We start from the raw sequence: 25,982 nt of genomic DNA on the forward strand, positions 1-25,982 counted from the left end.
ATTCAGTTAAAACCAAAAGTCGCGAATGCACAAAAAACCACACTTGCCCGAGAAAACCTGCCCGGTGTGCCAGCGCCCCTTCAGCTGGCGCAAGAAATGGGCAAAAGACTGGGACCAGGTTCGCTATTGCAGCGAACGGTGCCGCCGTAACCGGAGCCTGCAGCCATGACCACCGTGGTCTGGTTCAAGCGGGATTTGCGCACCCGCGATCACGCCCCGCTGGTAGCGGCCGCCAATCTGGGTGAGCCGGTTATTGCACTGTACGTGATTGAAGACAACTATTGGCAGCAACCGGATACCAGCGGGCGCCAATGGTGTTTTATCCAGGATTCCCTGGATGACCTCGATAAGCAGTTGCGCAAAGCGGGCAACCAACTGGTAGTGTTGCGAGGGTCCGTCATCGCAGCCCTGAGAGAGCTTAAGGCAAGCCATGCCATTGAGCGTGTGTTTTGCCATCAGGAAACCGGTGGGCAATGGACCTTCGAGCGCGACAAAGCGGTTATAAAGTGGTGCTCCGACAACCAGATTGAGTTCAGGGAGTGGAACCAGTTCGGGGTGGTACGCCGGCTCAAAGACCGGGACATATGGGACAAAGCCTGGACAGAACTGATGCGGCAGCCCGTACTTGAGGCACCTGGCTCCGTGCCGTTTGCCGGCGCCATCCAAGGTGTAGCCTGGCGCGGTATCGAACCCGGCGCCACCGCAGCAGACCGGTGCCCGGATCGACAAACTGGTGGCAGCATTCGCGGCGAGACGTTACTGGCGTCGTTTCTTGAGCGCCGCTGCGTGGGTTACCAGTACAATATTTCCAGCCCCAATACCGCCGTGCGCGCCTGCTCCCGGCTGAGCCCTCATATCGCCTATGGCACGGTCAGCCTCCGAGAAATTTACCAACAGGCCAAGGATGCCGGCATTCACCGTAATACCCTGCCCCGGAAACAGAAAAGCCTGACCAGCTTTCGCTCCCGGTTGCACTGGCATTGTCATTTTATCCAGAAACTCGAAGACGAACCGGAGCTGGAATTTCGCGCCATGCACCGGGAACTGGAGGGCATGAAAACCGGGCCGAACGATTCCGAACGGCTGCAGCGCTGGCAACAAGGTCAAACCGGTTGGCCTCTGGTGGATGCCTGCATGCGCAGCCTGCAACACACCGGCTGGCTCAATTTCCGAATGCGGGCAATGCTGATGGCGGTAGCCAGCTACCAACTGTGGTTGCACTGGCGTGAACCTGCCCTGCACCTGGCGCGACTGTTTACCGATTTCGAGCCGGGCATTCACTATTCCCAGACCCAGATGCAATCCGGCCTGACCGGCATCAACGCCCTGCGCATCTATAATCCGGTGCTGCAAAGCCAGAAGCTGGACCCGCACGGCGAGTTTATCCGCCGCTGGATTCCGGAGCTGGCCGGGGTTCCCGAAGAAATGATCCATACCCCTTGGTTAATGACACCCGCCCAGAAAGCGAAGTTCGGCGGCAACACCTACATTGCGCCGGTATGTGACCATGAACAGGCGGCCCGGGCGGCGCGCAAAGCGGTGGGCGACTTCCGAAAACAACACGTCAGCCGGGAAGAGACTGGCCGGGTGCTGCACCGCCACGGCAGCCGCAAGGGGCCGCATCAAACACGGCCGAAACCGGCAAGCCAGCCGCCGCCGGACAACCAGCTATCGCTGTTTGACTGAACGCCAGGCCAGCGCCGCGATAACCGTGGCCGCCAGAATGGGCCAGAACAGGCTCCAGGCCTCATGAACCATGGTGGCTAGCCAGGCTTTATCCTGCACGGCCCCGGGCCAGGGCAACCACCAGAACAGTACCAGACTGCCAGCCGTGGCCAGGCCCCAGCCCAGACACATAAACGCAGGATTGCTGCCAACACTGGCAGCTGCCCGCTGCACCCACAAAAAACGCCATACCAGCAGCATGGTGGCCACGGCACCTGCACTCATCAGCATGGGCAGGTAGGGTGCCATCGCAAACTCGAAGTTGCCCGGCTTGAGCAGTTCCTTCATGGCCAGCTTGCTGGCAGCGCCACTGGTAAACGGCAGCCCCGCCAGCGACAGCCCCGGCAATGCGATCATCAGCCACAACAGCCATTGACCACCCCGTCCCGCCGGCAACGCCATGGCAGTAGAGAGGAACAAGCTACCTTTGGCCAGGCCATGATGCAGCACGTACAGCGCCATCACCGCAAACAGCGGGCCCGCATACTCGGTATTGGCCAGCGCTGCGCCCACCATCAGTGTCATCAGGCCCATCTGGCTAATGCTGGAATAGGCCAACACGGTTTTCGGGCGCCGCTGGCGCACACCCAGCACAGCACCACCCAGGGAACCGACAGCGCCCAGGATCACCAGCGCATTGCCCCAATCCGGCAAAGACACCTCACCAAACGGCAAAGTGACCAGCCAACCCAACAGGCCGGCTTTGATCATGGCGCCACTGAGCACCGCACTGGCTGGCGTCGGCGCGACCGGGTGCGCCAGGGGCAACCAGAAATGCAGCAGTGGCAGGCCCGCCTTCACCCCGAATCCCGCCAACAACAGGAACATGATCAACCAGCGCCGGTCGGCCTCCGCCACGGCGGCAGGCAGATCGGCCAACAAGCCACTACCGGCCTGTTGTGCGGCCATCAGAAGGCCCGACAGAATGGCCATTTCACCCACCACCGCCATGGCCAGGTAGACGCGCCCCGCGTGGTTGGCCTCTCCCGTTCCCTCGTGCACCACCAGGCCATAACCGGCAAAGGTCATCAGGGCGAAGAAGCTATAGAAGCTGGCAATATCCTGGGCCATCACCAGCCCCAGATTCCCGGCCAGGGTGAGCGCCCAGAACACACAGAAACGCCGCAGGTAATGTACCTTCAGATAGCCGACGGCGAAGACACCGGCCACCAGCCAAAGCGTTGCCGTCAGAACCAGGAATACCTGGCGCAGCTCATCCAGCCCCCACCGGCCGCCTAACAGCAGCCCCGGCAGTTCAAGGGACGCGTCTGGCCCCAATGTCAGGCCTGCCAACAAGGCGGGCAAGGGCAACAAGGGCAAACAGTAACGATAAGCCTGCTGCCAATCGGGTCGCAGCGCCAGTAACAACGAGGCCAGCGGCAGGATAATCGCCAACAACAGCAAGAGGTTTGACGCAAACATCACAGCGCCACCTCCCTTGCCACAATCAACTCAGCCCAACTCAGGGGGCTGAATGGCAGGTTGGCAATCAGCCCGGCTACCAGCATAAGAGCGGCAGTAATCAACGGCGGCCATAGCAGCCAGGCGCTGGTTTCAAGGCGCCCCCAACGGCGCTCGTGGGGCCACGGCTCGCACTGTTCAGCAAACCAGAGCCGGTGCAGTATCGGGAGAAAATACGCCGCATTGAGCAGGCTGCTGATCACCAGCACCGCCACTACCCAATCCATACCGACCGCCAGTGCACCGCTGCCCATGGTCCACTTGGTAATAAACCCCGCCAACGGTGGGGCACCAATCATGCCAAAGGCGCCCAGGGTAAACGCCACCGAGGTGCCCGGCATGCGTTTGCCGGCGCCGTCCAGTTCATCGATGCGGTGCACTCCGAGGGTTTCAGCGTAATTACCGGCACAGAAAAACAGGGTGATCTTCATGATGCCCTGATGCACCAGATGCACCAGGCCACCGGCCACGCCCACGGGCCCGAACAGGCACAGCCCCAGCACGATGTAGGACACCTGGCTGACCGTTGAAAACGCCAGTCGACGTTTCAGGTCAACCTGGTACAGGGCACGCGTGGAGCCATAGATAATGGTGAAGGCTGCCACGACCGAAAGCCCGGCCAGCAGCCCCATGTCTTTGGCCGCTTCCAACCCGTAGATCTCAAAGACCACGCGGATAATGCCAAAGGCACCAGCTTTCACCACCGCCACGGCATGCAACAGGGCACTGACCGGTGCCGGCGCTACCATTGCCTGGGGCAGCCAGCCGTGGAATGGCACCAGGGCTGCTTTTACCCCCAGTCCGACAATCATTAGCACGAAAATGATCGTCAGAGGCCCCTGCATGGATGGGTCAATGTCTGAGAAGTAGCCCCCTTCCTGGAACCTGAGATCCCCCACCAGTCCGTGCAGCCAGGCAATGGCAAACAGCAAAACCGCACCACCGGTCAGGGTGTAGATGATGTAGTTACGCCCGGCTCGTAGCGCTTTGGTCGTGCCACGATGGACCACCAGCGGATAGGTGGACAGGGTGAGCATTTCGTAGAACAGAAAGAAGGTGAACAGGTTGCCCGCCAGGGCAATACCCATGGTGCTGGCCACACACAGACTGAAGAACCCGAAGAACCGGCTCCGGTTCGGGGAGTCCTCGAGATAGCCCACAGCATAGATGGTGGTCAGTAACCACAGCAGGGCAGACAACCCGGCAAACAACATCGACAGCGCATCGGCCCTCAGCACGAATTCCACACCGGGTACCATGGTGAACGCGGCCTCGTACTCGCGCCCCTGGGCCACACCCCAGATCATCAACCCAACCAGGGCAATCTTCAGAATGGCGGCTGCCAGGTTAATGATGGTTCTCAGACGATGCCCTTTCTCCGGCAGCGCGAACAGAACCACCGACGCCAGCAACGAAGTCATCAAGGCGAAAACCGGCATTAATACACTCAGGGTCATTGGCCAGCACCCTCAAACGGCAGGGACATCACCGACAGCACCGGCTCTGCCACCAGGCCAAGGCCAAGCGACATCAACGCCAGGATCATCGGTATCACCTCCAGGCTCCTGGACGGGTGATAGAACTGGTCCGTGTCTGTCGCTTCAATGAACGACGCCCGGTAAACCCGGAAGACATAGGCGGCAGAAAGCAAGCCGCCGGCCAGCAGAACCCCCAGCCACCACCATTGGCCACTGGCCAGGCTGGCCTGGAGGAGCAACCACTTCGCTGCAAAGCCCCCGGTAGGCGGCAGCCCCATCAACGACACCCCGGCCAGCCCGAAGGAAAACAGCGAAAATGGCAGGAACCGGCTGACACCCGCCAGGGCATCTACCCGGTTGCTGCCTACCGACATGATCAGATTGCCGGCCGCCAGGAACATCGCGGCCTTGGCCAGGGCATGGCTGACCACCTGCAGGGTAATGCCCTGTTGCGCCTGTTGGGATATGGCGTCGGTGACGCCCCAGGTGAGCGGGAACAGCAAAAACAGATAGCCAATCTGCGCCACGGAGGAATAGGCAACTACCTGTTTCAGTTTGGCCTGCCGGAACGCCAGCCAGCTACCCCAGATAACCGCCAAACTACCCAGCACGCCTATCAACTGAGCCATGGCGTAGCCACCCAGGTCGCCTCCCAGGTCCAGCCAAAGCCTGGCTGCAATGTAGAACGAGGCTTTGACCACTAACGCAGACAACAGCGCACTGACCGGCGACTTGGCGATGCCATGGGCCGGCGGCAACCAGCCGTGCATCGGGAACAGCGCGGTTTTCAGGGCCAGGCCCAGTAACATCAGAATCAGCGGGAAGGTCAGGCCCGACTGAACATCACCGCTATTGATCAGCTCGGTCACACCTGCCAGCGACAGGGTGCCAAACTGGCCGTAGATCAGGGCCACACCAAGCAGGTACGCCAGGGAACCCAGCAAAGCCGCCATAAGGTAGCGAATGGCAGCCCTGAGTGCATCCGCCTGGCCGCCCAACGCCACCAGCCCCACGGCGGCAAGGCTGATCAGCTCCAGCCCCACATACAGATTGAACAGATCGCCGCCCAGCCAGACCGCATTCAGCCCGGCCCAAAGAAACCAGAACAGCGGCCAGAAATAGCGGTGCCACGGCTTGCCAGGGTCCAGGTAGATGCTGGCGTGCCAGCCGCAAGCGGCCGCGACCAGGGCCGTCAGCAACACAAAGGTTACCGCCAGGCCATCCACCCGCAGCTCAATGCCCAGTGGCGCCTGCCAACCGCCAAGCAGGTAAAGAAACCCGCCGTCGCTGGCCACGGCGGCCCACAAGCCCAGAGACACCAACACCTGCACCAGGATTCCAAGCCAGGTCACCACCCGGCCTTTGCTGAAATCCAGCAACAGGGTCAGCACCGCCCAGGCCAGGGGTGTGAACAACAATCCCGCCATTAACCACAAGGTCATTCGGGAGCACCCTCCCGGTTCACAGCCCGAGCCTTGGGCCTGGCATTTTCCCGGGCCGGCTCAGCCAGCGTAGTCTGGCCTGACAAATGGTAGTACCGGCGGATTAACACCACAGCCAGTGCCGTCGCTGCAATAGCCACCACAATGCCCGTGAGCACCAGGGCCTGGGGCACAGGATCTGGCTGACCATTGCGCTGGGCCAGGCCCACCATGATCAGGAATACGCCGGAACCGATCAGGTTGAACGCCATCAACTTGCGCAGCAGGTGCTGCAGGCGCAAAAACCCGAACAGGCCAATACCACATAAGGCAACGCCAGCGAATGCATACAACAAGGCCGAGGTCATCCGCGCTCCCCTTCTTCCGGCTCTTCAGCGCCGTTAACCGGTGCCGACACAAACAGAGCCAGCAATACCATCGCAATGGAGAACGTAAGCACGGTTTCGATGACCAGGATCAGGGGTTTGTTAAAGGCTTCCGGGTACGCCAGGAACGCATCGCCGGCCAGGGCACTGGCCACCGCCACCAGAAGGAATACGGAAAAGCCCAGGGCCAGCCCCAAACGCAACAACACGCCGGGTCGCAGAAACTCCATCGGGATCCCGCCAAGGCGCATCATCACGCCCGACGCCGCCAACACGGCCCCGGCCTGGAAAGCTCCCCCGGGGCGGTCGGAACCCGCCCACAACAGGTAGCCGGCAAGTACCAGCATCAGCGGCACAAACCAGCGCTGCAGGGCATACAACAAGGAATCTGAAGTGCGCAGGAGAGGATCTTCCAGGGACGTCGTTTTCGCCATGGAGATACCCGCAATCCCGGCGATGACCAACACGCCGATCTCAAGCAGCGTGTCGTAACTGCGAAAGTTCAACAGCACAGCGGTGATCGGATGCTCTACCCCACTGGCCTCCAGGTTCTCCACCAGCAGTCCGGGCAGGTCGACCGGCGCCTGGGTACCAGAAATGTGCCAGACCGTGATCATCAGGGCACCGGCAAAGGCCAGACACACGGCGGCGAGGATGGTAACGCCAAAAAAACGCATCATTCCGACGCCCCGCCCTGGCCATTGCCTTCACCACCGCAACGCCGGTTGTAGCCCAAATGCCTGGCCGCATCCAGCAGCAACACGCCGGTCAGGCCGGCGCCGATGGCGGCTTCTGCCAGGGCAATGTCCGGCGCCTGCAGGCGAACCCAGGCCAGTGCCATCAGCAGGCCAAAGGCGATAAACATCACCACCGCCCGAAACAGGTTTGCAGACCACAACACCCCGATCGCGGTCGACAACAGCGCCAGCACCAAGATGGAGTCCACCAGCCAGTCAATCATCAGCTGCCTCCTCAACCGCGGAATGCTCCGGGCGCACATGAACGGCGCGGGCAATCAGGTGCGCAGACGTTGCGCTGGCAGCCAGAGCTGCGGCCCAGATCAATACCATTTTTACGCCACCCGCCAGCGACTGCGCCAGTGGCAAAAGCGCCAGCACAATAAAGCCCAACCCGAGGTTGTCCACCTTGGTCAGGGCATGGATACGAGTCAGGGTGTCGGAGAATCGGAACAGGCCGAGGGTGCCCACGGCAAAAAACAGACAACCGAGAACCAACAACACCACCTGAACCGCAATCACGGCAGAATCAATCATGGCGGCCTCCATCATCATCCACGGGCTGTTCGATGCGCACCACCCGGGTCACAAACGCCACGATCGCGAGTACCGACAACACCGCCAGTGTCAGCGCCACATCCATCAGTGCGGGCATGGATTGGGCATAGGACAGCACCAGTAACAGGGCCACGCCGGTTGTGCCAAACAGTTGTGATGCCAACATCCGGTCCGCCGGCTCCGGCCCCCGCCAGATGCGGATCAGGGCAATCAACAGGGTCAGCAACAGGAAGGCCGCAACGGCATTGAGTATCAGGGTCACTGCACCGCCCTCCCGATGTCGTTCAGGGAGAGCCCGAAAACCCGCGCCACCTGCCGCTCAGTCTCCCGCACGTCCTGCTCTACTGGCTCTCGGGTATCCAGGCAGTGCAGGGTCAATTGATCGCCCTCAAGCAAAGCGCTCAGGGTGCCGGGCATAAGGGACAGGGTGTTGGCCAGCAGCCAGCGAGGGCTGCCCTCGGGCAAGTAAAGGGTCAGGGTGATTTCACCGGGGTGAACCGGCAAGGCCGGTGACAGCAAACGCCGGGTGACATCCAGACCGGCCACCACCGAGCGGCTGAGAAAATAGCCGAGAAACAACATCAGCCCGAGGGGCCGGAGGTGATAACCGGATGGGGGAAACAGGCGTACCGACAGCCAGGCCACCAACGCGGTCACCCCCAGGCCAAAGCCCAGGGCAGACGTTTCACCGAGCGTTAGCGCCCACCAAACCACCAATAACGCAGCGCCACGAAGCAACAAACTTAGGGCGGGTAACGATGGCGCTGACTGCATAGGGTCTCCTGTCCCGGGGTTCAACAGGGTCTTGGTTCGCTAACTCCCTGTTAAAGTTCCCAAAAGCCTAACACAGTCTGCCCGCCGGCCGGAAAACAAGCCCCGCAGGCAGCCCAGTCACCTGTCCACTACCGCCGGCTTACCAGCTGTAGACGCCCCGGTTCAGACCATCACGAAAAGCACTGATCACCTTGGCACCACGAAGCGTTGCGCCGGTGTAGCCGTCAATATCATCCACCACGTTCTCTGGCTCATACAACCGGAAAATCGCCTCCATCGGCTCGCCTTCCAGGCGCTCCGTGATCTGCTGATACTGACGCAAAACCGGGTAAAGCTCGGCGGAACTGTCCATCTTCAAATAGTCTTCATCCCGATAGAACAGGTGGCGGTAGGACATCCCCTTGATTCGCCCGCCTTCAAGCCGGAACTGCAGGCTTACCTGAATCAACCCACGGTCGATGAAGTTGCCCCGGTAGGTGCCATCCAGATAATTACCCGGCGCCAAACCCAGCAGCATTCGGCCAAGGCGGTCATCGCCAGTGGCGGGCTGTGTGGCCGATTCTACGCTTTCAGCTGGTGCTGGTGCCGGGGCGCCGCCTTCAAGCACACCTATCCAATAATCCTCCAGCCGGGCAGCGGCCCGGGGGCTGTGGGGCCGGCCGTTGCCTTTATCGAGCCAGGCTGATGTTGCCTCTTTGCCGCACCAGCGGGTGAAGACCTCTTCCTCGGTGGGGTGATTCGGCAGGTACTCGGTGAGGTCGTACACCACACCGCTAATCACCTTCCAGCAGCTACCGGCATGATTGTGTTCCGCCACCTGATCGAGCCGGAAAACCGTCTCACCATTGGCGTTCTCAGCGGTACCGCCTGCTGTCGGTTCGGGGTTGCCCTGAACCAGGTTAACCACCACCAATGTCAGCACCACGCTGACAAAGGCAACAAATCCTGTATAGGCAATTCGGTTGCTGGTCATAGGAAATCAAACGCCTCCGTGTGAATGCGATGGGCAGGCACGCCTTCGTGCCTGAGCAGGGTTTGCAGGTGGTTGATCATACCCGGCGGCCCGCACAGGTAGATGTCCCGTTCGGCGAAATCCGGGCAGCGCTCGGCCAGATAATCCCGGGTGATTACGCCGTGTTCGTTCATGTAGTGTGTGTGAACCTCAAAGCCATCACAGGCCTCGGCAATGCGGACCAGCTCGTCCTGGTAATAGGCCCTTTCCGGCCGGTTGGCCAGATAGAACAAACAGGCATCCGGCGCCTGAACCGCACTGTTCCCAACCCTGTCCCGCGCGCCAGAGACAAACGGCGTGATGCCGATACCGCCGGCCAACCACAACTGCTTGCGCGGTTCACCGGGCAGGCCAGCACCCTTCTGCGCCAAAGCCTCATTCTCAAAAAAGGTTCCGTAAGGGCCTTCGATGCGCACCTCTGCCCCCGGCTTGATATCAAGCAATGCCCGGGTGGCATCGCCGACGGCTTTAATGCCGATTTTTAGTTCATCATCCCCGGAGCCCGAGGCGATGGTGTAAGGGTGTTCTTCCCTGTACCCGGCCACCAGGGAAGAGTCCATCGGTGTCAGGTACACAAACTGCCCGGCCTGCCAGCGAATCCCCTTACCCTTCGGGCGCAGGCGCAGCTCCACCACATCCCGGGCAAGTTTGTCGGTGCCTTCTACCACATAGGGTTTCCTGGCCAGACGGGGTGACAATAACTTACGCCAGGCGATGGCCGCCAAAGCCAGGGCCGAGAGCAACCACCAGACCCAGGCTGTAGCTGAAAGCATCAGGGTATGCACCAACGCCAACACCAGTGCCGGCGCCGACAGCAGATGCAGGCGTTTCCAGTTTTGATAGTGCAGGATGCCAAAGAAACCGAGCGTGGGGGCGATGAAAACCAACATGGTGAGTAAGGCGGCCCAGCCAACCCAGACCTCCCAATGACTCAGGGGCGGGAACAGCGTGGCAACACTGGTGCCAAGAGACATCGGCAAGGTGGCCAGTGCCAACAACAGCACATGGACCATCACCAGCATAAAGGCCGAGAACCCCAGCCAGCGGTGAATGGTCCATAGCCGCACCAAGCCGCCAAACCAGGGATCCATACCGGGAACACGGGCCGACAGTATACCCGCCAGCAGAAACGCTGACAGGGCAAACACCCCGGCCAGCTCCGCCAGCGAATACAGCCAGCCCTGGCTGCCCCAGGGCAACGCCGGAGCAACAACTACGACAGGCAGTAAAAAGAGCCCCAGCAACAACAGATCGCCAGGGTATTTTCTAAGGGTCATAAACGCTCCATGTCAGTGAGCTATTTAACGTCCTCTCTGGCCCTGCGCCTGGTGCTCCAGCATTTGCTCCATCATCATCTGCATATGCTCCATGCGCTGTTCCATCATTTCCATTCGCTGTTCCGGCTCCATACCCGCGCCACCCGAACGAGGCCCTTTGCCGCCGGACTGACCTTTCGGCTGGTTACCCATGCCCTGGCCACCGCCCATCTGGCCCTGGTGCTGGCCCATCATTCCCTGGCCCTGCCCCATCATGCCACCACGCATCATCTGCATGTGCTGCTGCATGGACTCCATGTGCTTCTCACGAATACGCTGGCGCTCCGCATCCGACTTGGCGTTGCGCATTTCCTGCATCATTTCCTGCATCTGCGACATGTTCTGTTGCATCTGTTCCTGGTTCATCATGCCACCCCGCGGCATTTGCCCGGAGTTGCCCTGGGCAAACACCAGAAGGGGTGCGGAAACGAGGACGGAACATGCGATTAACCTTGTAAACCGGTTCATGACATTCTCCTTTTCATCACAGTTGATGAGTGTCTACTACAGTTAAGACCATAAAACTGAATCGAACCTGAAATAGCGGCCAAACCTACAACCTCTCTTGGCAAGAATTGACGCAGGTCATCGGTGCGCAAGGCCCCTTCGTTTCCAGAGGTAAAACAGCACCGGAATCACCAGCAATGCCAGCAGCATAGCACTGACCATTCCACCCACCATCGGGGCTGCGATGCGCCCCATCACTTCCGAGCCCGTCCCGGTGCCGAACATGATGGGTAACAGCCCAATGATGATGGAACTTCCGGTCATCATGATCGGCCGAACCCGCAACCCGGCACCATGCAGAACGGCATGCCGGAGAGTTTCACGCCTGGGCTCAAGACCTTTTTGCTCGCAACTCTCAAGCATGGACTGGTAAGACTGGTTAAGGTACACCAGCATGATGACCCCGATCTCTACGGCAACCCCCGCCAGGGCAATGAATCCCACTCCAACGGCAACCGAAAAGTTGTAACCCAATAGATACATAAACCAGACTGCGCCCACCAGAGCAAACGGCAGTGTGCCCAGGATCATCGCCACCTCAGCAATGCGGCGGAAGCTCATAAACAACAGGATGACAATGATCGCCAGGGTCAGCGGGACCACATAGGTCAGCCTTTCCTTGGCCCGGAGCATGTATTCATATTGGCCGGACCAGGCCACGGAGTAGCCTGCCGGCAGCTGCAGTTCATCATTTACAACCGCCATGGCCTGCTCTACGTAGCTGCCCACATCAACACCCTCGATGTCCACAAAGGTCCAGCCATTAAGCCGGGCATTCTCACTTTTTATTGCTGGAGGGCCGTCCTCAATCCGAATGTCGGCCACATCCGCCAAGGCAATGCGTTGGCCGGACGGCGTCACGATCGGCAGCTGCCGGAGCTTTTCGGGGGAGTCACGGTAATCCTGAGGATAACGCACATTGATAGGGTATCTTTCCAGCCCCTCGATGGTTTGAGACACGTTAATTCCGCCCACGGCTGAAGCGATCACTTGCTGAACATCGGCAATGTTGAGGCCATACCTCGCCGCCCGTAATCGGTCGATATCAGCCTGAACATAACGGCCACCGGCAACGCGCTCCGAATACACAGATGCCGTACCGGGAACCTCCGAAAGAATGGCTTCCAGTTGCTTGCCCACTGCCTCGATCGTTGCCAGCTCAGGCCCGGCCACCTTGATGCCAACCGGCGTTTTTATCCCGGTCGCCAGCATATCAATCCGGGTAATGATTGGCATCACCCAGGCGTTGGTAACGCCGGGAAATTGGATAAGGGCGTTCAATTCCTGCTTCAGTTTTTCGGTGGTCATCCCCTCACGCCACTGGTCGCGTGGTTTGAGTTGAATAAACGTTTCAATCATCGTCAACGGGGCAGGATCTGTCGCGGTCTCTGCCCGGCCAACCTTGCCAAACACCGTTTCCACTTCCGGTAGCGAGGCAATCAATCGATCGGTCTGTTGCAGCAACTCCCGAGCCTTGCCGATGGAAATGCCCGGGTAGGTGGTTGGCATGTACATCAGGTCACCCTCATCCAGAGGCGGGATGAATTCGCTGCCTATCCTGGAGGCAGGCCACAGCCCTACCGCCAGAATCAGAACCACCACTACCAGGGTTGTTGAGGGATACTTAAGAACACCCTTCAGCATTGGCAAGTAGCCCGACACCAATAACCGGTTTACAGGATTTCGGTGCTCCGACAGCACCTTGCCACGAATGAAGTAACCCATGAGCACCGGCACCAGCGTGACCGCCAGAGCGGCACTGGCCGCCATGGCATAGGTTTTGGTATAGGCCAGCGGCGAGAACATGCGGCCCTCCTGGGCTTCCAGCACAAACACCGGCACAAAGCTGACGGTAATAATCAACAATGAGAAAAACAGCGCCGGCCCCACCTCGGCCGACGCCTTCGCCACCACTTGCCAGCGATTTTCCCTGGTCAGCGGTGTACGCTCCATGTGTTTGTGCATGTTCTCGATCATCACGATGGCACCGTCAATCATGGTGCCTATGGCAATGGCGATGCCACCCAACGACATGATGTTGGCATTGATGCCCTGCCAGTACATCACGATGAAGGCTGTCAGAATGCCGACTGGCAGGCTGATCATCACCACCAGCGAAGACCGCACGTGGAACAGGAAGATCACGCACACCAGCCCGACAACGAGAAGTTCTTCCAGCAATTTGTTCCAGAGGTTGGTCACAGCGCGATCGATCAAACCGGAGCGGTCATACACCGTGACCACTTCGACACCGTCCGGCAGACTCCCCTGCAAAGCCTCCAGTTTGGCTTTCACACCCCGTATAGTCTCCTGGGCGTTTTCACCAAAACGCATCACTATAACGCCGCCAACCGTTTCGCCCTCGCCATTCAACTCGGCAATGCCCCTGCGCATCTGTGGCCCCACTTCAACGCTGGCAACATCCTTTAACAAAACGGGGGTGCCGTTGTCGTCGAGTCCCAGTGGAATCGAGAGCAAATCTTCCCGGGACTGGATATAGCCCGAGGCCCGCACCATGTACTCGGCCTCTGCCATTTCAATGACAGAGGCCCCCACTTCCTGATTGCCGCGCTTTATGGCGGTTTCAATATGGGACAGCGGAATCCCCAGGGTACGCAGCTTTTCCGGGCTCACCTGTACCTGGTATTGCTTGACCATGCCACCCACAGTGGCCACTTCCGAAACGCCGGGTACCGTCTGCAGCTCATACTTCAGGAACCAGTCCTGAAGGCTTCGGAGCTGGCTCAGGTCGTGCTGCCCGGTGCGGTCTACCAACGCGTACAGGTACACCCAGCCCACACCGGTAGCGTCAGGCCCCAATTGCGGCCGGGCCTGCTCCGGCAGATTCGGCGCCACCTGCGACAGGTATTCGAGCACCCGAGAGCGGGCCCAGTACATATCGGTGTTTTCGTCAAAGATCACATAAACGTAGGAGTCACCGAAGAACGAATAGCCTCGAACGGTTTGCGCCCCCGGCACCGACAGCATGGCGGTGGTCAGCGGGTAAGTAACCTGGTCCTCTACCACCTGAGGCGCCTGTCCCGGATAGCTGGTTTTAATGATGACCTGGACATCCGACAGGTCCGGCAGTGCATCCACTGGCGTGTTCTTCAGGGAGTACAGTCCCAGACCGGTCAGCAGCAGTGCTGCCATGACGACCAGAAAACGGTTACGAACCGACCAGTAAATCAGCGACGCGATCATCAGTGGCCCCCTTCATGCTGCATACCATGGGCACTGTGATCCATCTCCGTCGGTCGGGGCGACATACGCAGAAAGTCAGAGGTTTTGCTGGATTCCGAATCGATCAGAAACTGCGCGGAGGTGACCACCGTGTCGCCGGGCCTTACCCCTTGCAGAATTTCCACATACTCCTCACCTACCCGCCCAACATGGACGTTAACCGATTTGAACGCTCCTTTTTCCAGGGCCAGCACCAGGCGGTCACTCTGGCCGGTGCGGATCACCGCCTCACGGGGCACGAGCATGCGCCGGTCGCCACGCTCTCCCTGTATGTTCAGCCGGGCAAACATACCCGGGCGCAAAGTGCCGTCAGTGTTTGTGAAACGCAGTCTGACCCGGGCCGTGCGAGTTGTTGTGTTGATCTCCGGATAGACATAATCCACCTGCCCTCGCCACTGGCGGTCAGGCATATAGTCCAGTGTCATCACTACCCGATCGCCGGGCTTAACTGCGGCAATCTGGCTCTCGAACAACTCGCCCAGAACCCAGACCTCGTCCAGAGAGGCAATGGTCACCACCTGGTTGCCGGGTTTGATGAACATCCCTTCGCGCACATTGAGACTCTCGATAACCCCGGTCGCCGGTGCGTAGACGGTCAGGGTACGGCGCACTTCGCGGGTATCCTTCAGGCTCCGTACCAGGCTGGTTGGAACATTCAGCGCCAATAGACGCTGCTCTGCAGCACGGACCAGATTCTCGTTGCCCCGGTTCAACGCCAGAACCAGTTCCTCCTGAGCGTTAACCAGGGTGGGCGAATACAACGAGTACAAGGCCTTGCCCTGTTCAACCGGCTCCCCCTCCGCCTTCACATACAGCGCCTCAACCCAGCCCTCAACACGGGGATGCACATGGGCCATGGCGTCCTCGTTATACTGCACGTGCCCGACGGTGGTGATGTTTAGTGGCAGGCGCCCCTGGATAACCGTGCCGGTCCTCACACCCAGATTATTGGTTACCGCGGGCGATATCCGGACGGTGCCCGCTGAGTCATCCGCAGCCCCGTCGTCCGCATAAACCGGTACAAGGTCCATCCCCATGGGCGACTTGCCCGGTTTATCCCTTCTGAAATCCGGGTCCATGGGGGCCACCCAGTAAAGCGGCTCACGGGCCTGTGAATGTGCAGGATCCAAGGTGTGGTCCATGCTTGCGCCAGCCGCCAGCCACCAGCTAAAGCCGGCACCGGCGAAACCGCCCAGCACGAGAAAACCCAGAGGGCGAATGAAATTGGCCATAGTTGTCAGTCCTGATAACGAGTCGATGAAAAGAGGGGGGCGTTATCCGCGCCGGCGGTGACGTAATTGAAGCTGGCTTGCGACCTGGCACGCTCGGCCACCATCTGAAACAGCTCGATGCGGGCATTGAGCTCGGCAATACGCGCGCGCACGGCTTCGGCAAAATCACCATCGTCAGAGTTGTAAGCACTCAGGGCGGCTTCGGCCTGCTGCTCCATCTGAGGCAGCAGGGTTTCCCGGTAACGTGTAATGCGTTCATCCAGGCGCTCGATGCGCGCCACTGCACTGCGGGCTAACGCCTGCAACTGGCGCAGCTGCAGCATACGCTCGGTTTTAACGGTCTCTGCCCGGGCCACGGAGGCTTTGAGGTTCCGGTCTTGGCGGTTACTGGTGAATAGTGGGAGATCAACGCTGATACCGACGGAGAAAAGATCCGCCCGGTCCTGGCCGTTAGGAGCCTTGTCGCGGTATCCATATTGCGCAGACAGTGACCACTCCGGTTTGTAGGCCTGTTTCGCCAGGTCAACCTCCAGAGTCCGCACCTCAATCAGTTCATCCGTGGCACGAATCATCGGGTGGTCGATCGCCAGCACGCTATCGACCTTCGGACTGCCGTTCGCAGACAGTGCTGTCAAATACGGCGGTATGGTGTCGTCAACAGACAGGAGGTCGGCACGGATTCCAGCTTTTTCGTCAACCCATGCTCCCACCCACTCCGCCAGCGCCTCACGGCTGGAACTGAGCTCTGCTGACAGCGCAGTTAGCCGGTCATCCAGCCGGGTCAGCTCAACGGATGCGCGAATCACGTCCTGCTGCCGGGCGCTCATTGTGGCCGAGCGGTAGCCAGCCTGGGCAACGTCTTCCAACTGCTCGAACAGGCTACGGCTGCTCTCGATCAGCTGCACACTTTGCTGAGCGCGCCAGACATCCAGCCACAGGTGGGTGACTGTTTCGGTCACCTTGAGTTCGCGATTGTCTCGCTGGCGAGGTTGTATTGATGCCATCTGCAGCACCCTGGTTTTGGCAATCCGGCGGCTGTCCCCCCGGGGAAAGCGTTGGGTAATGCCAACGGTGGCCTGTGTCATTGCCTCTTGCCCGAGGTCGAAGGTGTCTGTTGGCAGGTTTGCCAGACCGAGCGTCAAGCGGGGATCAGGCAGCGAGCCCTGCGCCACCGCTTCTTCCCTGAGGGCCTGTTCCTGATAAACGCTGCCTTGCAGCCAGGGATCATTTCGTATGGCGATTTCAATGGCCGACGTCAGGCCCAGCTCCTGCTGGGCCGCTGCGGGCAAGGCTGAGATGGCCAGCATCGTGGCCATGCCCAGTTTTGGAAGGTGTCTGAGATAACGCAAAGTGAATTCTCCGCAAAAGGCTGTTATGCGGAGAATGCTAGAGGGGCAACCTGAACTGTGACTGAAAGATTTATCCTAAATAATGGATTTTTGATCTCGCTCAAAACAATCAGACATGTGCTCTGATCTGGCCATTGAAATTACATTAAACCAACGCCGAATCGTTTCATTACGAGTGCCAGGGAAACAAAACAGATCATGGTCAGCACGGCACTGACCGCCAGCGACAACCAGAATCCCAAACGGGGTAACAGGAACGGAAACAACAGAAACATCGGCAAGGTGGGCAGCACATACCAGAAGGTGTACCAGGCATGGTTGGCAATCTTGTCTGCCGGCTGATGCTCAACATACATCCAGACCATCGCGAGCACAGTCACCATGGGCAGCGCTGCAATCAGTGCGCCGAGTTTGTCGCTACGCTTGGCCACTTCCGAAATCAGCACCACCAGGGCGGCGGTGATGGCGTATTTGGTTATGAGCCATGTCATTGCATTTATCTCCTTATTGCCCGCCGAGAGGCCGAATCGCCAGAACCAAACTACCGCGACAGTGAACATTTTTCACATTTAATTTCCAATCAGGAAAGCGGGCAAGGTATGGTCTTCGACCGTCGAATCAAACCGCGCAAACAAAAAGGTAATTCACAGGAGTCACTATGCGCTCAACCTTACTTGCTGATCGCAAGCATGTGCTCAGAGCTTCCCGCGCATACCGTCTGTTCTGGATTTTTATGACCCTCGGACTGTTAGGCATGAGCGCCGATGTGCTCGCCCATGCCGTCGCCGAAGGCGATAAAGGTTATATCCAGGAGATCACCGGGGTTAACCTGATTGCCTTCATGTATCTGGGCGCCAAGCACATGGTCACCGGCTACGACCACCTGCTGTTCCTGCTGGGCGTCATCTTCTTCCTCTACCAGATGAAGCACATCGCGATCTACGTGAGCCTGTTTGCGGTGGGCCACTCCACCACAATGCTGCTGGGGGTGTATTTCAACATTGGCATCAACAGCTACATCATTGATGCCATTATCGGGCTGTCCATCGTGTACAAGGCCCTGGACAACCTCGGTGCCTATCAACGGTGGTTTGGTTTCCAGCCCAACACCAAGGCCGCCACCCTGATCTTCGGGTTCTTCCACGGCTTTGGCCTGTCTTCAAAGATCATCGAATACGACATCTCGCCGGACGGCCTGGTGCCAAACCTGCTGGCGTTTAACGTCGGGGTGGAAATTGGCCAGCTCATCGCCCTGACCATGATCCTGATTGCCATCAGCTTCTGGCGCAAAACCGACGGCTTTTTCCGCCACGCCTACACCACCAATGTAGCCATGATGAGCGCGGGCTTCCTGCTCTTCGGTTATCAGCTCACCGGTTATTTTGTCGCCTAATTCTGGAGATTCGTTATGTACAACACCGATAGACCAAACCGTGAAGAACTACCCTCCACCGCCAAACTGATTCGATCCACCATCATCGCCGCTATCGTTGCACTGGTGCTGCTGGTGACGGTGGTTATGCCTGCCGAGTATGCTCTGGACCCGACCGGTGCCGGCCGGGTTCTGGGCCTGACCGAAATGGGCGAGATCAAGCAACAGCTGGCCGAAGAAGCGGCCGCCGATGCCGCCGCGCAAATGGTAGCAGTACAAACCCAGACCGAAGCACCGGCGCCAGCATCGGTTGAGCCCGCCGCCACTGCCGAAGCAGCTCCGGAAGCTGAGCCTGCGCCGGAAGAGCCTGCTCCAGCCACCACCAACGAAACCGAATGGAAAGATGAGGTTCGTTTTGTGCTGACGCCGGGCCAGGGTACGGAGTTCAAGCTCACCATGAATGAGGGCGCCATCGCCTGGTTTTCCTGGGAATCCGAAGGTGGCCCCGTTAACTTTGACACCCATGGCGATGGTGGTGGCCAGTCCATCTCTTACGAAAAGGGCCGGGGCGTTCCGGAGGATGAAGGCGAGCTTGAGGCCGCCTTTACCGGCAACCATGGCTGGTTCTTTCGGAACCGCAACAACAACGATGTGACCGTGGTACTGCGCACCGGCGGTGATTACGGTGAACTGAAGAAAATGCTGTAAAAGTACGCACCACTGCGACAGCCTCAGGGACGAGGCACAAATAAACGATATTGAATAATGTAATCAAGGAAAAGGGCTAATGAGTGAAGTTTCTTTCAGGGAAGCGCTGATAGTCTGGATTAGGATTGGTCTTCTCAGCTTCGGCGGCCCGGCAGGGCAGATCGCGTTAATGCACCGGATTATTGTAGACGAGAAGAAGTGGCTGGATGAGTCTCGATTTCTACACGCCCTGAACTATTGCATGCTGTTACCCGGGCCTGAGGCTCAGCAACTTGCCACCTACATCGGATGGCTAATGCATGGTGTGAGGGGCGGGGTTATTGCAGGCCTGCTGTTTATCATTCCTGGGGCCCTGGCAATTTTCCTTTTGTCCTGGGCGTATGTCACCATCGGTGACCTGACTCTTGTTGAAGGTGTTTTTTTCGGCCTGAAAGCGGCGGTGCTCGCGATTGTTGTTCAGGCCCTGATACGAATCGGCAAACGAACACTCAAGGGCACTTTGAGGCCGTTCCTCGCCGTTGCCGGTTTTCTGGCTTTGTTTGTTTTCAGCGTACCGTTTCCGATCGTGGTTCTGACGGCGGGCATTGCGGGCTACCTGGTAGCCCGTAGACTTGGGCCGGACAATACGGAGGCCAATCATTCGTTGGTCAGCACAGAAACCGTTGTACGCCCCGGCACCCGGCGTGCAGCCCTAACCTGCCTGGTACTTTGGGCACTGACCGTGTTTGGGTTGCTGGCCGCCCTGGGCTACGGCCATGTGTATTCGCAGATTGCCGTGTTTTTCTCAAAGATGGCAACAGTCACCTTTGGCGGCGCCTACGCGGTGCTGTCTTACGTGGCCCAGCAAGGGGTTGAGAACTATCAGTGGCTACAGCCCGGTGAAATGCTGGAAGGCCTCGGCCTGGCGGAGACGACGCCAGGGCCCCTTATTCTGGTCACACAGTTCGTTGGATTTCTCGCAGCCTACCGCGATGCTGCCGGCGAGTCTGCGCTCCTCTTCGCCTCTATTGGCGCCCTGCTGACCACATGGGTGACGTTTCTGCCCTGCTTTCTGTGGATCTTTGCCGGTGCGCCCTACGTGGAGAAACTACGCGCAAACCAAGCCATTTCTTCCGCCCTTGGGGCCGTCACTGCCGTCGTCGTTGGAGTGATTGCCAACCTGGCACTTTGGTTTGCGATCAGCGCACTGTTCGCCGAGCAATACGCCCTAACAGGATTTGGTGTCGACATGCACCTGCCCTATCTTGCCAGTGTGGACATTCCAATGCTGGTGCTGTCTGCCGTGGCGTTTGTCTGCGCCTTCAAATTCAGGATGGGCGTCATTGCCCTGGTGGGCACATTAGCCGGTCTTGGGGCAATCTGGATGTGGGTGGAAAGCTTGTGCTAGTACTATGTCCTTCAACAAAAAATCAGCGCAAGACGGCCCAACCTATCCGGGACACCATCTGTTGAGCTTTCGGCGAAAAGCCGAGCCCCAATCAACCAAATCACGTCCCAACCAATAAGAATATTATATTTATTTTATTATTTCAGCCTCATTTCAGAATGCAATGATTAGATATAAGCACCAACCAAACAGGAGGTGTAATCATGAGAGCATTATTTGCTTTTTCAGTAGCATTTATTTTTTCGGCATCTGCACTCGCAGGCAACATATCAGACAATAAAGATATGACGACCAGATACAGCGAAGTGGTGGACAGTAAGTCCGTTAAAAACATTCTTCAGAACGCCGAAATGCAGCGCTTACACAGGGACATGACCCACTACGCCATGTCCGAAACAGGCATGGAGGCTCGCCTGAGAATGATGAGCAAAGAGGGTCGAGCCTACCATAACGCACTGGAAAAAAAGCAAAAAAAAGCCGCAAAATAAACCATGCGGCAACGTTAACTCGCGGAGACGCAGGCACTGGCCAGCTCAAATATTGAGCAGCCATCGCCCCAATCACAAGCGAGTTAACCATACAAACCTGAACCTGACCTGAATTAGCAAGTCAGCTCATAGCAAGAGAGGCCGAAATTATGAAAAACTTAATTCTTATTACTGCAATCACAACTTTGTTTTCAACCATGGCCACGGCCGGAGGTTTGGCTGACCGAATCAATGAGGAGCGCAGTTACCCCAACAAAACTGACTATACTGAAAGCATGTATATGAACTGTATGCATGAGAAGAAATGCCGTGACATGACAGAAAAACATCAAGTAAACCGAGACCAATCAAGAAAGGTAAACCACGAAAAAAACAATTCAAAGAGACAACCTGCTAATTCCACTCATCACTGAAGACATTCCACAATAATTACCTTAAAACATAGCCGGCAATCTTGCGAGAAGATTACCGGCTATTGATAACATGGCCGCATATTAATTAGTCAGAAAAACCATTGTACCTCCATTAGCCCAACCGGCTCTGATCTCCCATATTCGCTCTCCTCGTCACCACCGAACAGCTGGGCTCCTGCGGTGAGGTATACTTCCCGCCTGAACGGAAGCGTCCAAGTGGAACGTGGGTAAAGAACCCAACTGGCATCATCTGTATTACGAATAGCCACCACCTGATACAGCCAGAACGGATTGATCTCCTGCCATATCAGCAGGCCTGTGTAGTGCTGCCCGGTATAGATCGGGCGCGGGGACACCAGCCTCAGAAGGTCGGGATTTCCCGGCGGCAACGGCTGGCCATTGTAGAAATACTCCAGTCCCAGGTTTAAACCGTTGCGGAACGACCAATTCAGATCCACCACGCCCTGCCAGTAACTCTCGCCGGCCTTAGGCTCACTCCATACGATTTCCGTGCGCCAACCCGTGCCGACCACCGAGCCGCTACCACTGACCCCCGCCCTGGCAGCATCCGCGAACTCGCCTATCATCACTCCGGCATCGACACCTGCCACAAAACGTTTTGCCCTCGCCGCCGTACTGGCATCGCTGGCACTGTGTTGTGGTGCGTGCACGACACTGATCCGCCCCGTTGCCCCCCAAGCGCTGTCCCATAACAGCGCGTCCACGCCAATACGTTCATCAGGCTCTAGCTGCAGAGGGCTGACAGAATTGAGAACGTCCATGGGGTTCCATATCAGGGCGGTCGACCAATTCACCTGTTGGCGACCAAACCGGAAATCGCCAACCGGCGAGCGCCACTGAATGGTGCCACGGTAAAGCTGATGGCGTACCAACACATCTCCCGATTCATACACCTTGCCCTGAACGTCCCAGTAGCGTGGATCGGGAGCTTCCCTTAGCAGGGCAAACTCCGGGCTGTCCAGGAAACTGCCGGTCAACATTTCCAGGTCGTAGGCTACATTTACAACCCAGTCCTGATATCGGTAGCGGGGCTCAATACGTAGGCGGGTAACGTTCAAGAAGTAGTGATTGTCGTCAACCAGTGAGCGGGAGCCGGCGCCGAGGTTCTTGAGTGATCCCGCATGGCTGAACTCCGCCTGTGCGTTTGAAGCGAGTACCAACCAAGCCATCGTTACCAGCATCTGTGACGTATGCTTAACCATGCCGGATGGCCTCCACCGGGTCCAGCCGTGAGGCCCTCCACGCCGGATACAGCGCCACCAGCACCGAGCACAGAAATAGCAGCATGCTGGGCAGCCAGACATGATCGAACATCAGCACCGGATAGATCCGATCAGTGATTCCCGGGATGGCTTCCAGAGCGCCGCTGATTGAGGACAGATCAATGCCGGTATTGCCAAGCCAGACGACAAGCAGTCCACCAACCACTGTTCCTGCCTGCATTCCCAGTATTGCCAGAAAGAATGCCTCAAACAGAATTGTCAGCTGTAGCTGGCCCCCTCTGGTGCCCAATGCCAGCATCACGCCAAGTTCCGGGGTACGCTCCATCACCGACATCACCATGGTGTTCATGACACCAATAGCTACGACTAAAAAGACCACCGAGAGAATGAGGTAGAAATTGACCTGGCTCATTTGCACCATCTGCACAACCACCGGGAGCAAAGTTTCCCAATCATGGGCCACCAGTCCATCGCGGGTCAGAACGGTCGACTGGTCGAGTGTTTGCGCCAGGCCGACACTTTGTGTGCGGTCAGAAAGCCTTAGTACGATCCGTGAGACATCGTCTTCCAACAGGCCAGTCAGGCGGCGGGCTGCGTTAATATCAACAAAGACATACTCGGTGTCGAACAAGTCACTGCCAGTGCGATAAATACCGCGAATCAGCTGTGCACTGGAGACAAGATCTCCGCCAGCCTGCTGGGCCGTAATGACCAGCTTGTCCCCCAGACGGGCACCTAACTCCTCGGCCAACTTCTGGCCAATCACAATTCCCGTCTCCCCGGATTCCACGTAAGTGCCCTGTACCATATATCCGGACAGCTCCGTAACCGCCCTTTCCAGTTCCGGGGCAACACCTGCCAGTTCCACCGGTCGGCTCTTTCCGGGGTTGGCCACCATGGCACGCAACAACACTCTCGGTGCGGCAGCCTCAACCTCGGGGCGCTGCAACAACTGCTGTAACAGTGCGTTGCCGTTATTGATACGCAAGATGGGCGACAGATCGACATCGTGCCCCTTCTTCATCACCTGCACATGCCCGCTAAGCTGCTGTGTCGAGTTGTGGATCATCTGCTCGAAGAAACCATCGGCAAAGGCATACAGAAACAGATAAGCGGCCAGCCCAAACGCGGTGGCGGAGGCCGTGATAACGGACCGTCGAGGATTTCTGAAAACCGAGCGCAATGCCATTTGCGCGAATACCACCAGTCGATGATCAGACGTCACCTGCCAGTGGAGCCGGCGGATTCGGTTGATCATGGTGCGGTGTGTGCCCATTGCCTCCAACGGGTTGTTCCGGCTGGCCCTCCAGGCCGGGATGACCGCTGCCAGCAGAGCGACAGACAGTACCACAACGCCAATCACCACCAGACGCAGGAATTCGATCGTGGGATAGACGATACCGCTCAGCCCCGGCATGGTATCCATGGCCTTGATATAGGCACTGAAATCCAGCCCCTGAATACCGAAGTAGCCCGTCAGTGACAACCCCAAAGCCAGACCCAGCAGGTATCCCAGCCCCGCCAAAATGGCTGTTTCCAGAAGCACGAGCCAGACAATTTGGTTGCTGGAGGTACCCAGCGCCATCATCACACCGAATTCCCGGCCACGCTCCAGCACCGACATCAGGATGGTGTTGACAATACCAGCCGCCACCACCACAAACACCACGAAGATCACGATGTAGGCGACGGCGTCGTGAAACGCGACCATTTGAACCAGCGAAGGCAGCAATGTTGGCCAGCCCAGCACTTCCACGTTTCGGGCCTGGAGTTGATTCCGCACACCTGCAACAACCGCATCAAGCCGGTCGGAACTCTCTACTCGCGCCGCAATCTCGGTAAACCGCCCCTCAAACGCATATAGGGTCTGGGCCGATGCCAGGGGCACCTGTGCCACAAAGCCATCAATTCGCTTGATGCCGGTTTCGAAGATGCCCACCACCATGAACCGATCCGCACCGATGGAGCCGTCCGCCGCCTGAACCAACAGCACCAAGTCGTCTCCCGGAGAAAGACCAAGAGCACTGGCGGCATCCACACCCATAATGATCTCATTGTCCTCTTCCAGATAGCGGCCGCGGATAATCGACCGATCAAGACGAGTGACCGTTGGCTCGATTGCGCTGTCGACCCCCATAACCTGCAAGGCTCTGGACTGGTCGTCATGGCTGGCCAACGCATTGCCTGCCACCCTAGGTGTGATCGCTGCGACACCGGTTACGGCCGAGACCTCCCGGGTAAGATTCCAGCGTTCGGCCAAGGCGATGTTCATTTCCCGGTCGTCATGAAACCCGCGCTGATGCACTTTCAGGTCGCCGGTCACATAGCCGGTCATGTTGTTGATCATCTGGGCATTGATGCCGTCGATGAACGCCCACAGAAACACCAGCCCACCCACGCCGACCGCCACTGACAACAGGGTGATGCCAGTACGCCGACGATTGACCCGGAGATTGCCAAACGCCAGTCGCAGCCAGGCGATCACGGCCTGCGCTCCTCGCGCTCAATAGCGCCGTCCCGGAGATGGATCACCCGTTGAGCCCGCTCCATCACCATCGGATCGTGTGTGGAGAAAACAAAGGTAACCCCATGCTCGGAGTTCAGCCCTCGCATCAGATCAAGCAGCGCTGCACCGGTTGTGGAATCCAGGTTGGCAGTAGGTTCATCGGCCAGAACTATGGCGGGTTTGCTGACAATAGCCCTGGCCACCGCCACACGTTGCTGCTGCCCGCCGGAAAGCTCATGGGGAAGACGCTGCTCCATCCCCTGCAGCCCAACCTCCGCAAGAATTCGCTGAGCTTCGGCTCGTCGTTCCTTAAACGGAACGCCGCGAAGCATGAGTACATACTCCACATTTTCCTGAGCCGACAATACCCCAATCAGGTTGTACTCCTGGAAAACAAAGCCTATCTTCCACAACCGCAGAATGGTGCGCTTCTTCCGGCTGAGCCCGGTGATCTCCTCTCCCGCCACCTGGATATGCCCGCTATCCGGCTCATCCAGGGCGCCAATCTGGTTCAGCAGTGTGGTCTTGCCCGACCCCGACGGCCCAACCAGGGTTGTGAACTCACCTGGTTCAATGGCCACCGATACGTCATCCAGGGCTTTGACGGCGATGGAATCCTGCCGGTAGATCCGCGATACATTCTGCACATTGACGATGCTCATGGC

General features: G+C 58.3%; 25 protein-coding genes. 6 read left to right on the top strand and 19 right to left on the bottom strand.

What is annotated here, in order from left to right:
* Window positions 1-25 precede the first annotated feature (25 nt).
* Both QUE75_RS15710 and QUE75_RS15715 read left to right on the top strand, forming a co-directional pair.
* Window positions 26-169 carry a DUF2256 domain-containing protein gene (locus tag QUE75_RS15710; protein WP_106694711.1) on the top strand — a complete coding sequence of 48 codons (144 nt, stop codon included), beginning with the start codon at window positions 26-28 and terminating at the stop codon, window positions 167-169.
* The gene (locus QUE75_RS15715) at window positions 166-1,686 is read left to right on the top strand and encodes an FAD-binding domain-containing protein (RefSeq protein WP_286251617.1); all 1,521 of its coding nucleotides are present in this window, start codon (window positions 166-168) and stop codon (window positions 1,684-1,686) included. Before QUE75_RS15710 ends, QUE75_RS15715 begins: the two co-directional genes overlap by 4 nt.
* Here the strand turns inward: QUE75_RS15715 and QUE75_RS15720 are convergent.
* The 16 genes from QUE75_RS15720 to QUE75_RS15795 form a co-directional block, all read right to left on the bottom strand.
* The gene (locus tag QUE75_RS15720; RefSeq protein ID WP_286251620.1) at window positions 1,669-3,147 is read right to left on the bottom strand and encodes a complex I subunit 5 family protein; all 1,479 of its coding nucleotides are present in this window, start codon (window positions 3,145-3,147) and stop codon (window positions 1,669-1,671) included. The two genes, QUE75_RS15715 and QUE75_RS15720, sit on opposite strands and share 18 nt — an antisense overlap.
* Window positions 3,147-4,643, bottom strand: coding sequence for a complex I subunit 5 family protein (locus QUE75_RS15725; protein WP_286251622.1), 1,497 nt, complete (start codon window positions 4,641-4,643; stop codon window positions 3,147-3,149). Before QUE75_RS15725 ends, QUE75_RS15720 begins: the two co-directional genes overlap by 1 nt.
* Window positions 4,640-6,106, bottom strand: a complete 1,467-nt coding sequence (locus QUE75_RS15730; protein ID WP_286251623.1) for a complex I subunit 5 family protein — start codon at window positions 6,104-6,106, stop codon at window positions 4,640-4,642. The genes QUE75_RS15725 and QUE75_RS15730 overlap by 4 nt, the downstream gene beginning before the upstream one ends.
* Window positions 6,103-6,453: a cation:proton antiporter subunit C gene (locus QUE75_RS15735; RefSeq protein ID WP_082780619.1), complete on the bottom strand. Its 351-nt coding sequence runs from the start codon at window positions 6,451-6,453 to the stop codon at window positions 6,103-6,105. Before QUE75_RS15735 ends, QUE75_RS15730 begins: the two co-directional genes overlap by 4 nt.
* Window positions 6,450-7,151, bottom strand: a complete 702-nt coding sequence (locus QUE75_RS15740) for an MnhB domain-containing protein (protein ID WP_286251628.1) — start codon at window positions 7,149-7,151, stop codon at window positions 6,450-6,452. Before QUE75_RS15740 ends, QUE75_RS15735 begins: the two co-directional genes overlap by 4 nt.
* The gene (locus tag QUE75_RS15745) at window positions 7,148-7,432 is read right to left on the bottom strand and encodes a Na(+)/H(+) antiporter subunit B (protein WP_068351428.1); all 285 of its coding nucleotides are present in this window, start codon (window positions 7,430-7,432) and stop codon (window positions 7,148-7,150) included. The genes QUE75_RS15740 and QUE75_RS15745 overlap by 4 nt, the downstream gene beginning before the upstream one ends.
* Window positions 7,425-7,745, bottom strand: a complete 321-nt coding sequence (locus QUE75_RS15750) for a cation:proton antiporter (RefSeq protein ID WP_286251631.1) — start codon at window positions 7,743-7,745, stop codon at window positions 7,425-7,427. The genes QUE75_RS15745 and QUE75_RS15750 overlap by 8 nt, the downstream gene beginning before the upstream one ends.
* Window positions 7,738-8,028 carry a monovalent cation/H+ antiporter complex subunit F gene (locus QUE75_RS15755; RefSeq protein ID WP_072676421.1) on the bottom strand — a complete coding sequence of 97 codons (291 nt, stop codon included), beginning with the start codon at window positions 8,026-8,028 and terminating at the stop codon, window positions 7,738-7,740. Before QUE75_RS15755 ends, QUE75_RS15750 begins: the two co-directional genes overlap by 8 nt.
* Window positions 8,025-8,540 carry a Na+/H+ antiporter subunit E gene (locus tag QUE75_RS15760; protein ID WP_058092660.1) on the bottom strand — a complete coding sequence of 172 codons (516 nt, stop codon included), beginning with the start codon at window positions 8,538-8,540 and terminating at the stop codon, window positions 8,025-8,027. The genes QUE75_RS15755 and QUE75_RS15760 overlap by 4 nt, the downstream gene beginning before the upstream one ends.
* Before the next feature lie 139 nt (window positions 8,541-8,679).
* Window positions 8,680-9,513 (bottom strand): cytochrome b5 domain-containing protein, encoded by an 834-nt coding sequence (locus QUE75_RS15765; RefSeq protein WP_286251635.1) that lies wholly within the window; start codon window positions 9,511-9,513, stop codon window positions 8,680-8,682.
* On the bottom strand, window positions 9,510-10,829 hold the full coding sequence (locus QUE75_RS15770; RefSeq protein WP_286251637.1) for a ferredoxin reductase family protein: 1,320 nt from the start codon (window positions 10,827-10,829) through the stop codon (window positions 9,510-9,512). The genes QUE75_RS15765 and QUE75_RS15770 overlap by 4 nt, the downstream gene beginning before the upstream one ends.
* 24 nt (window positions 10,830-10,853) lie before the next feature.
* Window positions 10,854-11,336, bottom strand: coding sequence for a hypothetical protein (locus tag QUE75_RS15775; protein ID WP_286251639.1), 483 nt, complete (start codon window positions 11,334-11,336; stop codon window positions 10,854-10,856).
* Between the two features lie 117 nt (window positions 11,337-11,453).
* On the bottom strand, window positions 11,454-14,579 hold the full coding sequence (locus tag QUE75_RS15780) for an efflux RND transporter permease subunit (protein WP_286251642.1): 3,126 nt from the start codon (window positions 14,577-14,579) through the stop codon (window positions 11,454-11,456).
* A complete protein-coding gene (locus tag QUE75_RS15785; protein WP_286251644.1) occupies window positions 14,579-15,850 on the bottom strand; it encodes an efflux RND transporter periplasmic adaptor subunit in 1,272 nt (423 codons plus the stop codon). The genes QUE75_RS15780 and QUE75_RS15785 overlap by 1 nt, the downstream gene beginning before the upstream one ends.
* Window positions 15,851-15,855: 5 nt before the next feature.
* Window positions 15,856-17,199 (bottom strand): TolC family protein, encoded by a 1,344-nt coding sequence (locus tag QUE75_RS15790; protein ID WP_286251646.1) that lies wholly within the window; start codon window positions 17,197-17,199, stop codon window positions 15,856-15,858.
* Between the two features lie 140 nt (window positions 17,200-17,339).
* Complete coding sequence (locus QUE75_RS15795; RefSeq protein ID WP_061333244.1) at window positions 17,340-17,690, bottom strand: DUF3147 family protein; 351 nt, start codon at window positions 17,688-17,690, stop codon at window positions 17,340-17,342.
* 167 nt (window positions 17,691-17,857) lie between these two features.
* Between QUE75_RS15795 and QUE75_RS15800 the strand changes: the two genes are divergently transcribed.
* The 4 genes from QUE75_RS15800 (at window position 17,858) to QUE75_RS15815 (ending at window position 21,154) form a co-directional block, all read left to right on the top strand.
* On the top strand, window positions 17,858-18,592 hold the full coding sequence (locus tag QUE75_RS15800) for a HupE/UreJ family protein (RefSeq protein WP_396631665.1): 735 nt from the start codon (window positions 17,858-17,860) through the stop codon (window positions 18,590-18,592).
* 15 nt (window positions 18,593-18,607) lie between these two features.
* A complete protein-coding gene (locus QUE75_RS15805) occupies window positions 18,608-19,279 on the top strand; it encodes a hypothetical protein (RefSeq protein WP_286251648.1) in 672 nt (223 codons plus the stop codon).
* Between the two features lie 79 nt (window positions 19,280-19,358).
* A complete protein-coding gene (chrA, locus tag QUE75_RS15810) occupies window positions 19,359-20,666 on the top strand; it encodes a chromate efflux transporter (RefSeq protein WP_286251649.1) in 1,308 nt (435 codons plus the stop codon).
* 203 nt (window positions 20,667-20,869) lie between these two features.
* A complete protein-coding gene (locus QUE75_RS15815) occupies window positions 20,870-21,154 on the top strand; it encodes a hypothetical protein (protein WP_286251652.1) in 285 nt (94 codons plus the stop codon).
* A gap of 502 nt (window positions 21,155-21,656) precedes the next feature.
* Here the strand turns inward: QUE75_RS15815 and QUE75_RS15820 are convergent.
* The 3 genes from QUE75_RS15820 to QUE75_RS15830 are packed head-to-tail and all read right to left on the bottom strand — an operon-like array spanning window position 21,657 to window position 25,979.
* Window positions 21,657-22,790: a hypothetical protein gene (locus tag QUE75_RS15820; protein WP_286251654.1), complete on the bottom strand. Its 1,134-nt coding sequence runs from the start codon at window positions 22,788-22,790 to the stop codon at window positions 21,657-21,659.
* On the bottom strand, window positions 22,783-25,296 hold the full coding sequence (locus QUE75_RS15825) for an FtsX-like permease family protein (protein WP_286251656.1): 2,514 nt from the start codon (window positions 25,294-25,296) through the stop codon (window positions 22,783-22,785). Before QUE75_RS15825 ends, QUE75_RS15820 begins: the two co-directional genes overlap by 8 nt.
* Window positions 25,293-25,979: an ABC transporter ATP-binding protein gene (locus QUE75_RS15830; protein WP_286251658.1), complete on the bottom strand. Its 687-nt coding sequence runs from the start codon at window positions 25,977-25,979 to the stop codon at window positions 25,293-25,295. Before QUE75_RS15830 ends, QUE75_RS15825 begins: the two co-directional genes overlap by 4 nt.
* Window positions 25,980-25,982: the final 3 nt, after the last annotated feature.

The sequence above is a fragment of the Marinobacter shengliensis genome (assembly GCF_030297115.1).
Classification (GTDB): Bacteria; Pseudomonadota; Gammaproteobacteria; order Pseudomonadales; family Oleiphilaceae; genus Marinobacter; species Marinobacter shengliensis.

Bases quoted from the DNA above. Each gene is read 5' to 3' on its own strand.
- QUE75_RS15770 (WP_286251637.1), bottom strand. From the start codon at position 10,829: ATGACCCTTAGAAAATACCCTGGCGATCTGTTGTTGCTGGGGCTCTTT.
- QUE75_RS15720 (WP_286251620.1), bottom strand. From the start codon at position 3,147: ATGTTTGCGTCAAACCTCTTGCTGTTGTTGGCGATTATCCTGCCGCTG.
- QUE75_RS15830 (WP_286251658.1), bottom strand. From the start codon at position 25,979: ATGAGCATCGTCAATGTGCAGAATGTATCGCGGATCTACCGGCAGGAT.
- QUE75_RS15710 (WP_106694711.1), top strand. From the start codon at position 26: ATGCACAAAAAACCACACTTGCCCGAGAAAACCTGCCCGGTGTGCCAG.
- QUE75_RS15800 (WP_396631665.1), top strand. From the start codon at position 17,858: ATGCGCTCAACCTTACTTGCTGATCGCAAGCATGTGCTCAGAGCTTCC.
- QUE75_RS15820 (WP_286251654.1), bottom strand. From the start codon at position 22,790: ATGGTTAAGCATACGTCACAGATGCTGGTAACGATGGCTTGGTTGGTA.
- QUE75_RS15775 (WP_286251639.1), bottom strand. From the start codon at position 11,336: ATGAACCGGTTTACAAGGTTAATCGCATGTTCCGTCCTCGTTTCCGCA.
- QUE75_RS15785 (WP_286251644.1), bottom strand. From the start codon at position 15,850: ATGGCCAATTTCATTCGCCCTCTGGGTTTTCTCGTGCTGGGCGGTTTC.
- QUE75_RS15725 (WP_286251622.1), bottom strand. From the start codon at position 4,643: ATGACCCTGAGTGTATTAATGCCGGTTTTCGCCTTGATGACTTCGTTG.
- QUE75_RS15750 (WP_286251631.1), bottom strand. From the start codon at position 7,745: ATGATTGATTCTGCCGTGATTGCGGTTCAGGTGGTGTTGTTGGTTCTC.
- QUE75_RS15780 (WP_286251642.1), bottom strand. From the start codon at position 14,579: ATGATCGCGTCGCTGATTTACTGGTCGGTTCGTAACCGTTTTCTGGTC.
- QUE75_RS15735 (WP_082780619.1), bottom strand. From the start codon at position 6,453: ATGACCTCGGCCTTGTTGTATGCATTCGCTGGCGTTGCCTTATGTGGT.
- QUE75_RS15795 (WP_061333244.1), bottom strand. From the start codon at position 17,690: ATGACATGGCTCATAACCAAATACGCCATCACCGCCGCCCTGGTGGTG.
- QUE75_RS15745 (WP_068351428.1), bottom strand. From the start codon at position 7,432: ATGATTGACTGGCTGGTGGACTCCATCTTGGTGCTGGCGCTGTTGTCG.
- QUE75_RS15715 (WP_286251617.1), top strand. From the start codon at position 166: ATGACCACCGTGGTCTGGTTCAAGCGGGATTTGCGCACCCGCGATCAC.
- QUE75_RS15815 (WP_286251652.1), top strand. From the start codon at position 20,870: ATGAGAGCATTATTTGCTTTTTCAGTAGCATTTATTTTTTCGGCATCT.
- QUE75_RS15740 (WP_286251628.1), bottom strand. From the start codon at position 7,151: ATGATGCGTTTTTTTGGCGTTACCATCCTCGCCGCCGTGTGTCTGGCC.
- QUE75_RS15765 (WP_286251635.1), bottom strand. From the start codon at position 9,513: ATGACCAGCAACCGAATTGCCTATACAGGATTTGTTGCCTTTGTCAGC.
- chrA (WP_286251649.1), top strand. From the start codon at position 19,359: ATGAGTGAAGTTTCTTTCAGGGAAGCGCTGATAGTCTGGATTAGGATT.
- QUE75_RS15760 (WP_058092660.1), bottom strand. From the start codon at position 8,540: ATGCAGTCAGCGCCATCGTTACCCGCCCTAAGTTTGTTGCTTCGTGGC.
- QUE75_RS15730 (WP_286251623.1), bottom strand. From the start codon at position 6,106: ATGACCTTGTGGTTAATGGCGGGATTGTTGTTCACACCCCTGGCCTGG.
- QUE75_RS15805 (WP_286251648.1), top strand. From the start codon at position 18,608: ATGTACAACACCGATAGACCAAACCGTGAAGAACTACCCTCCACCGCC.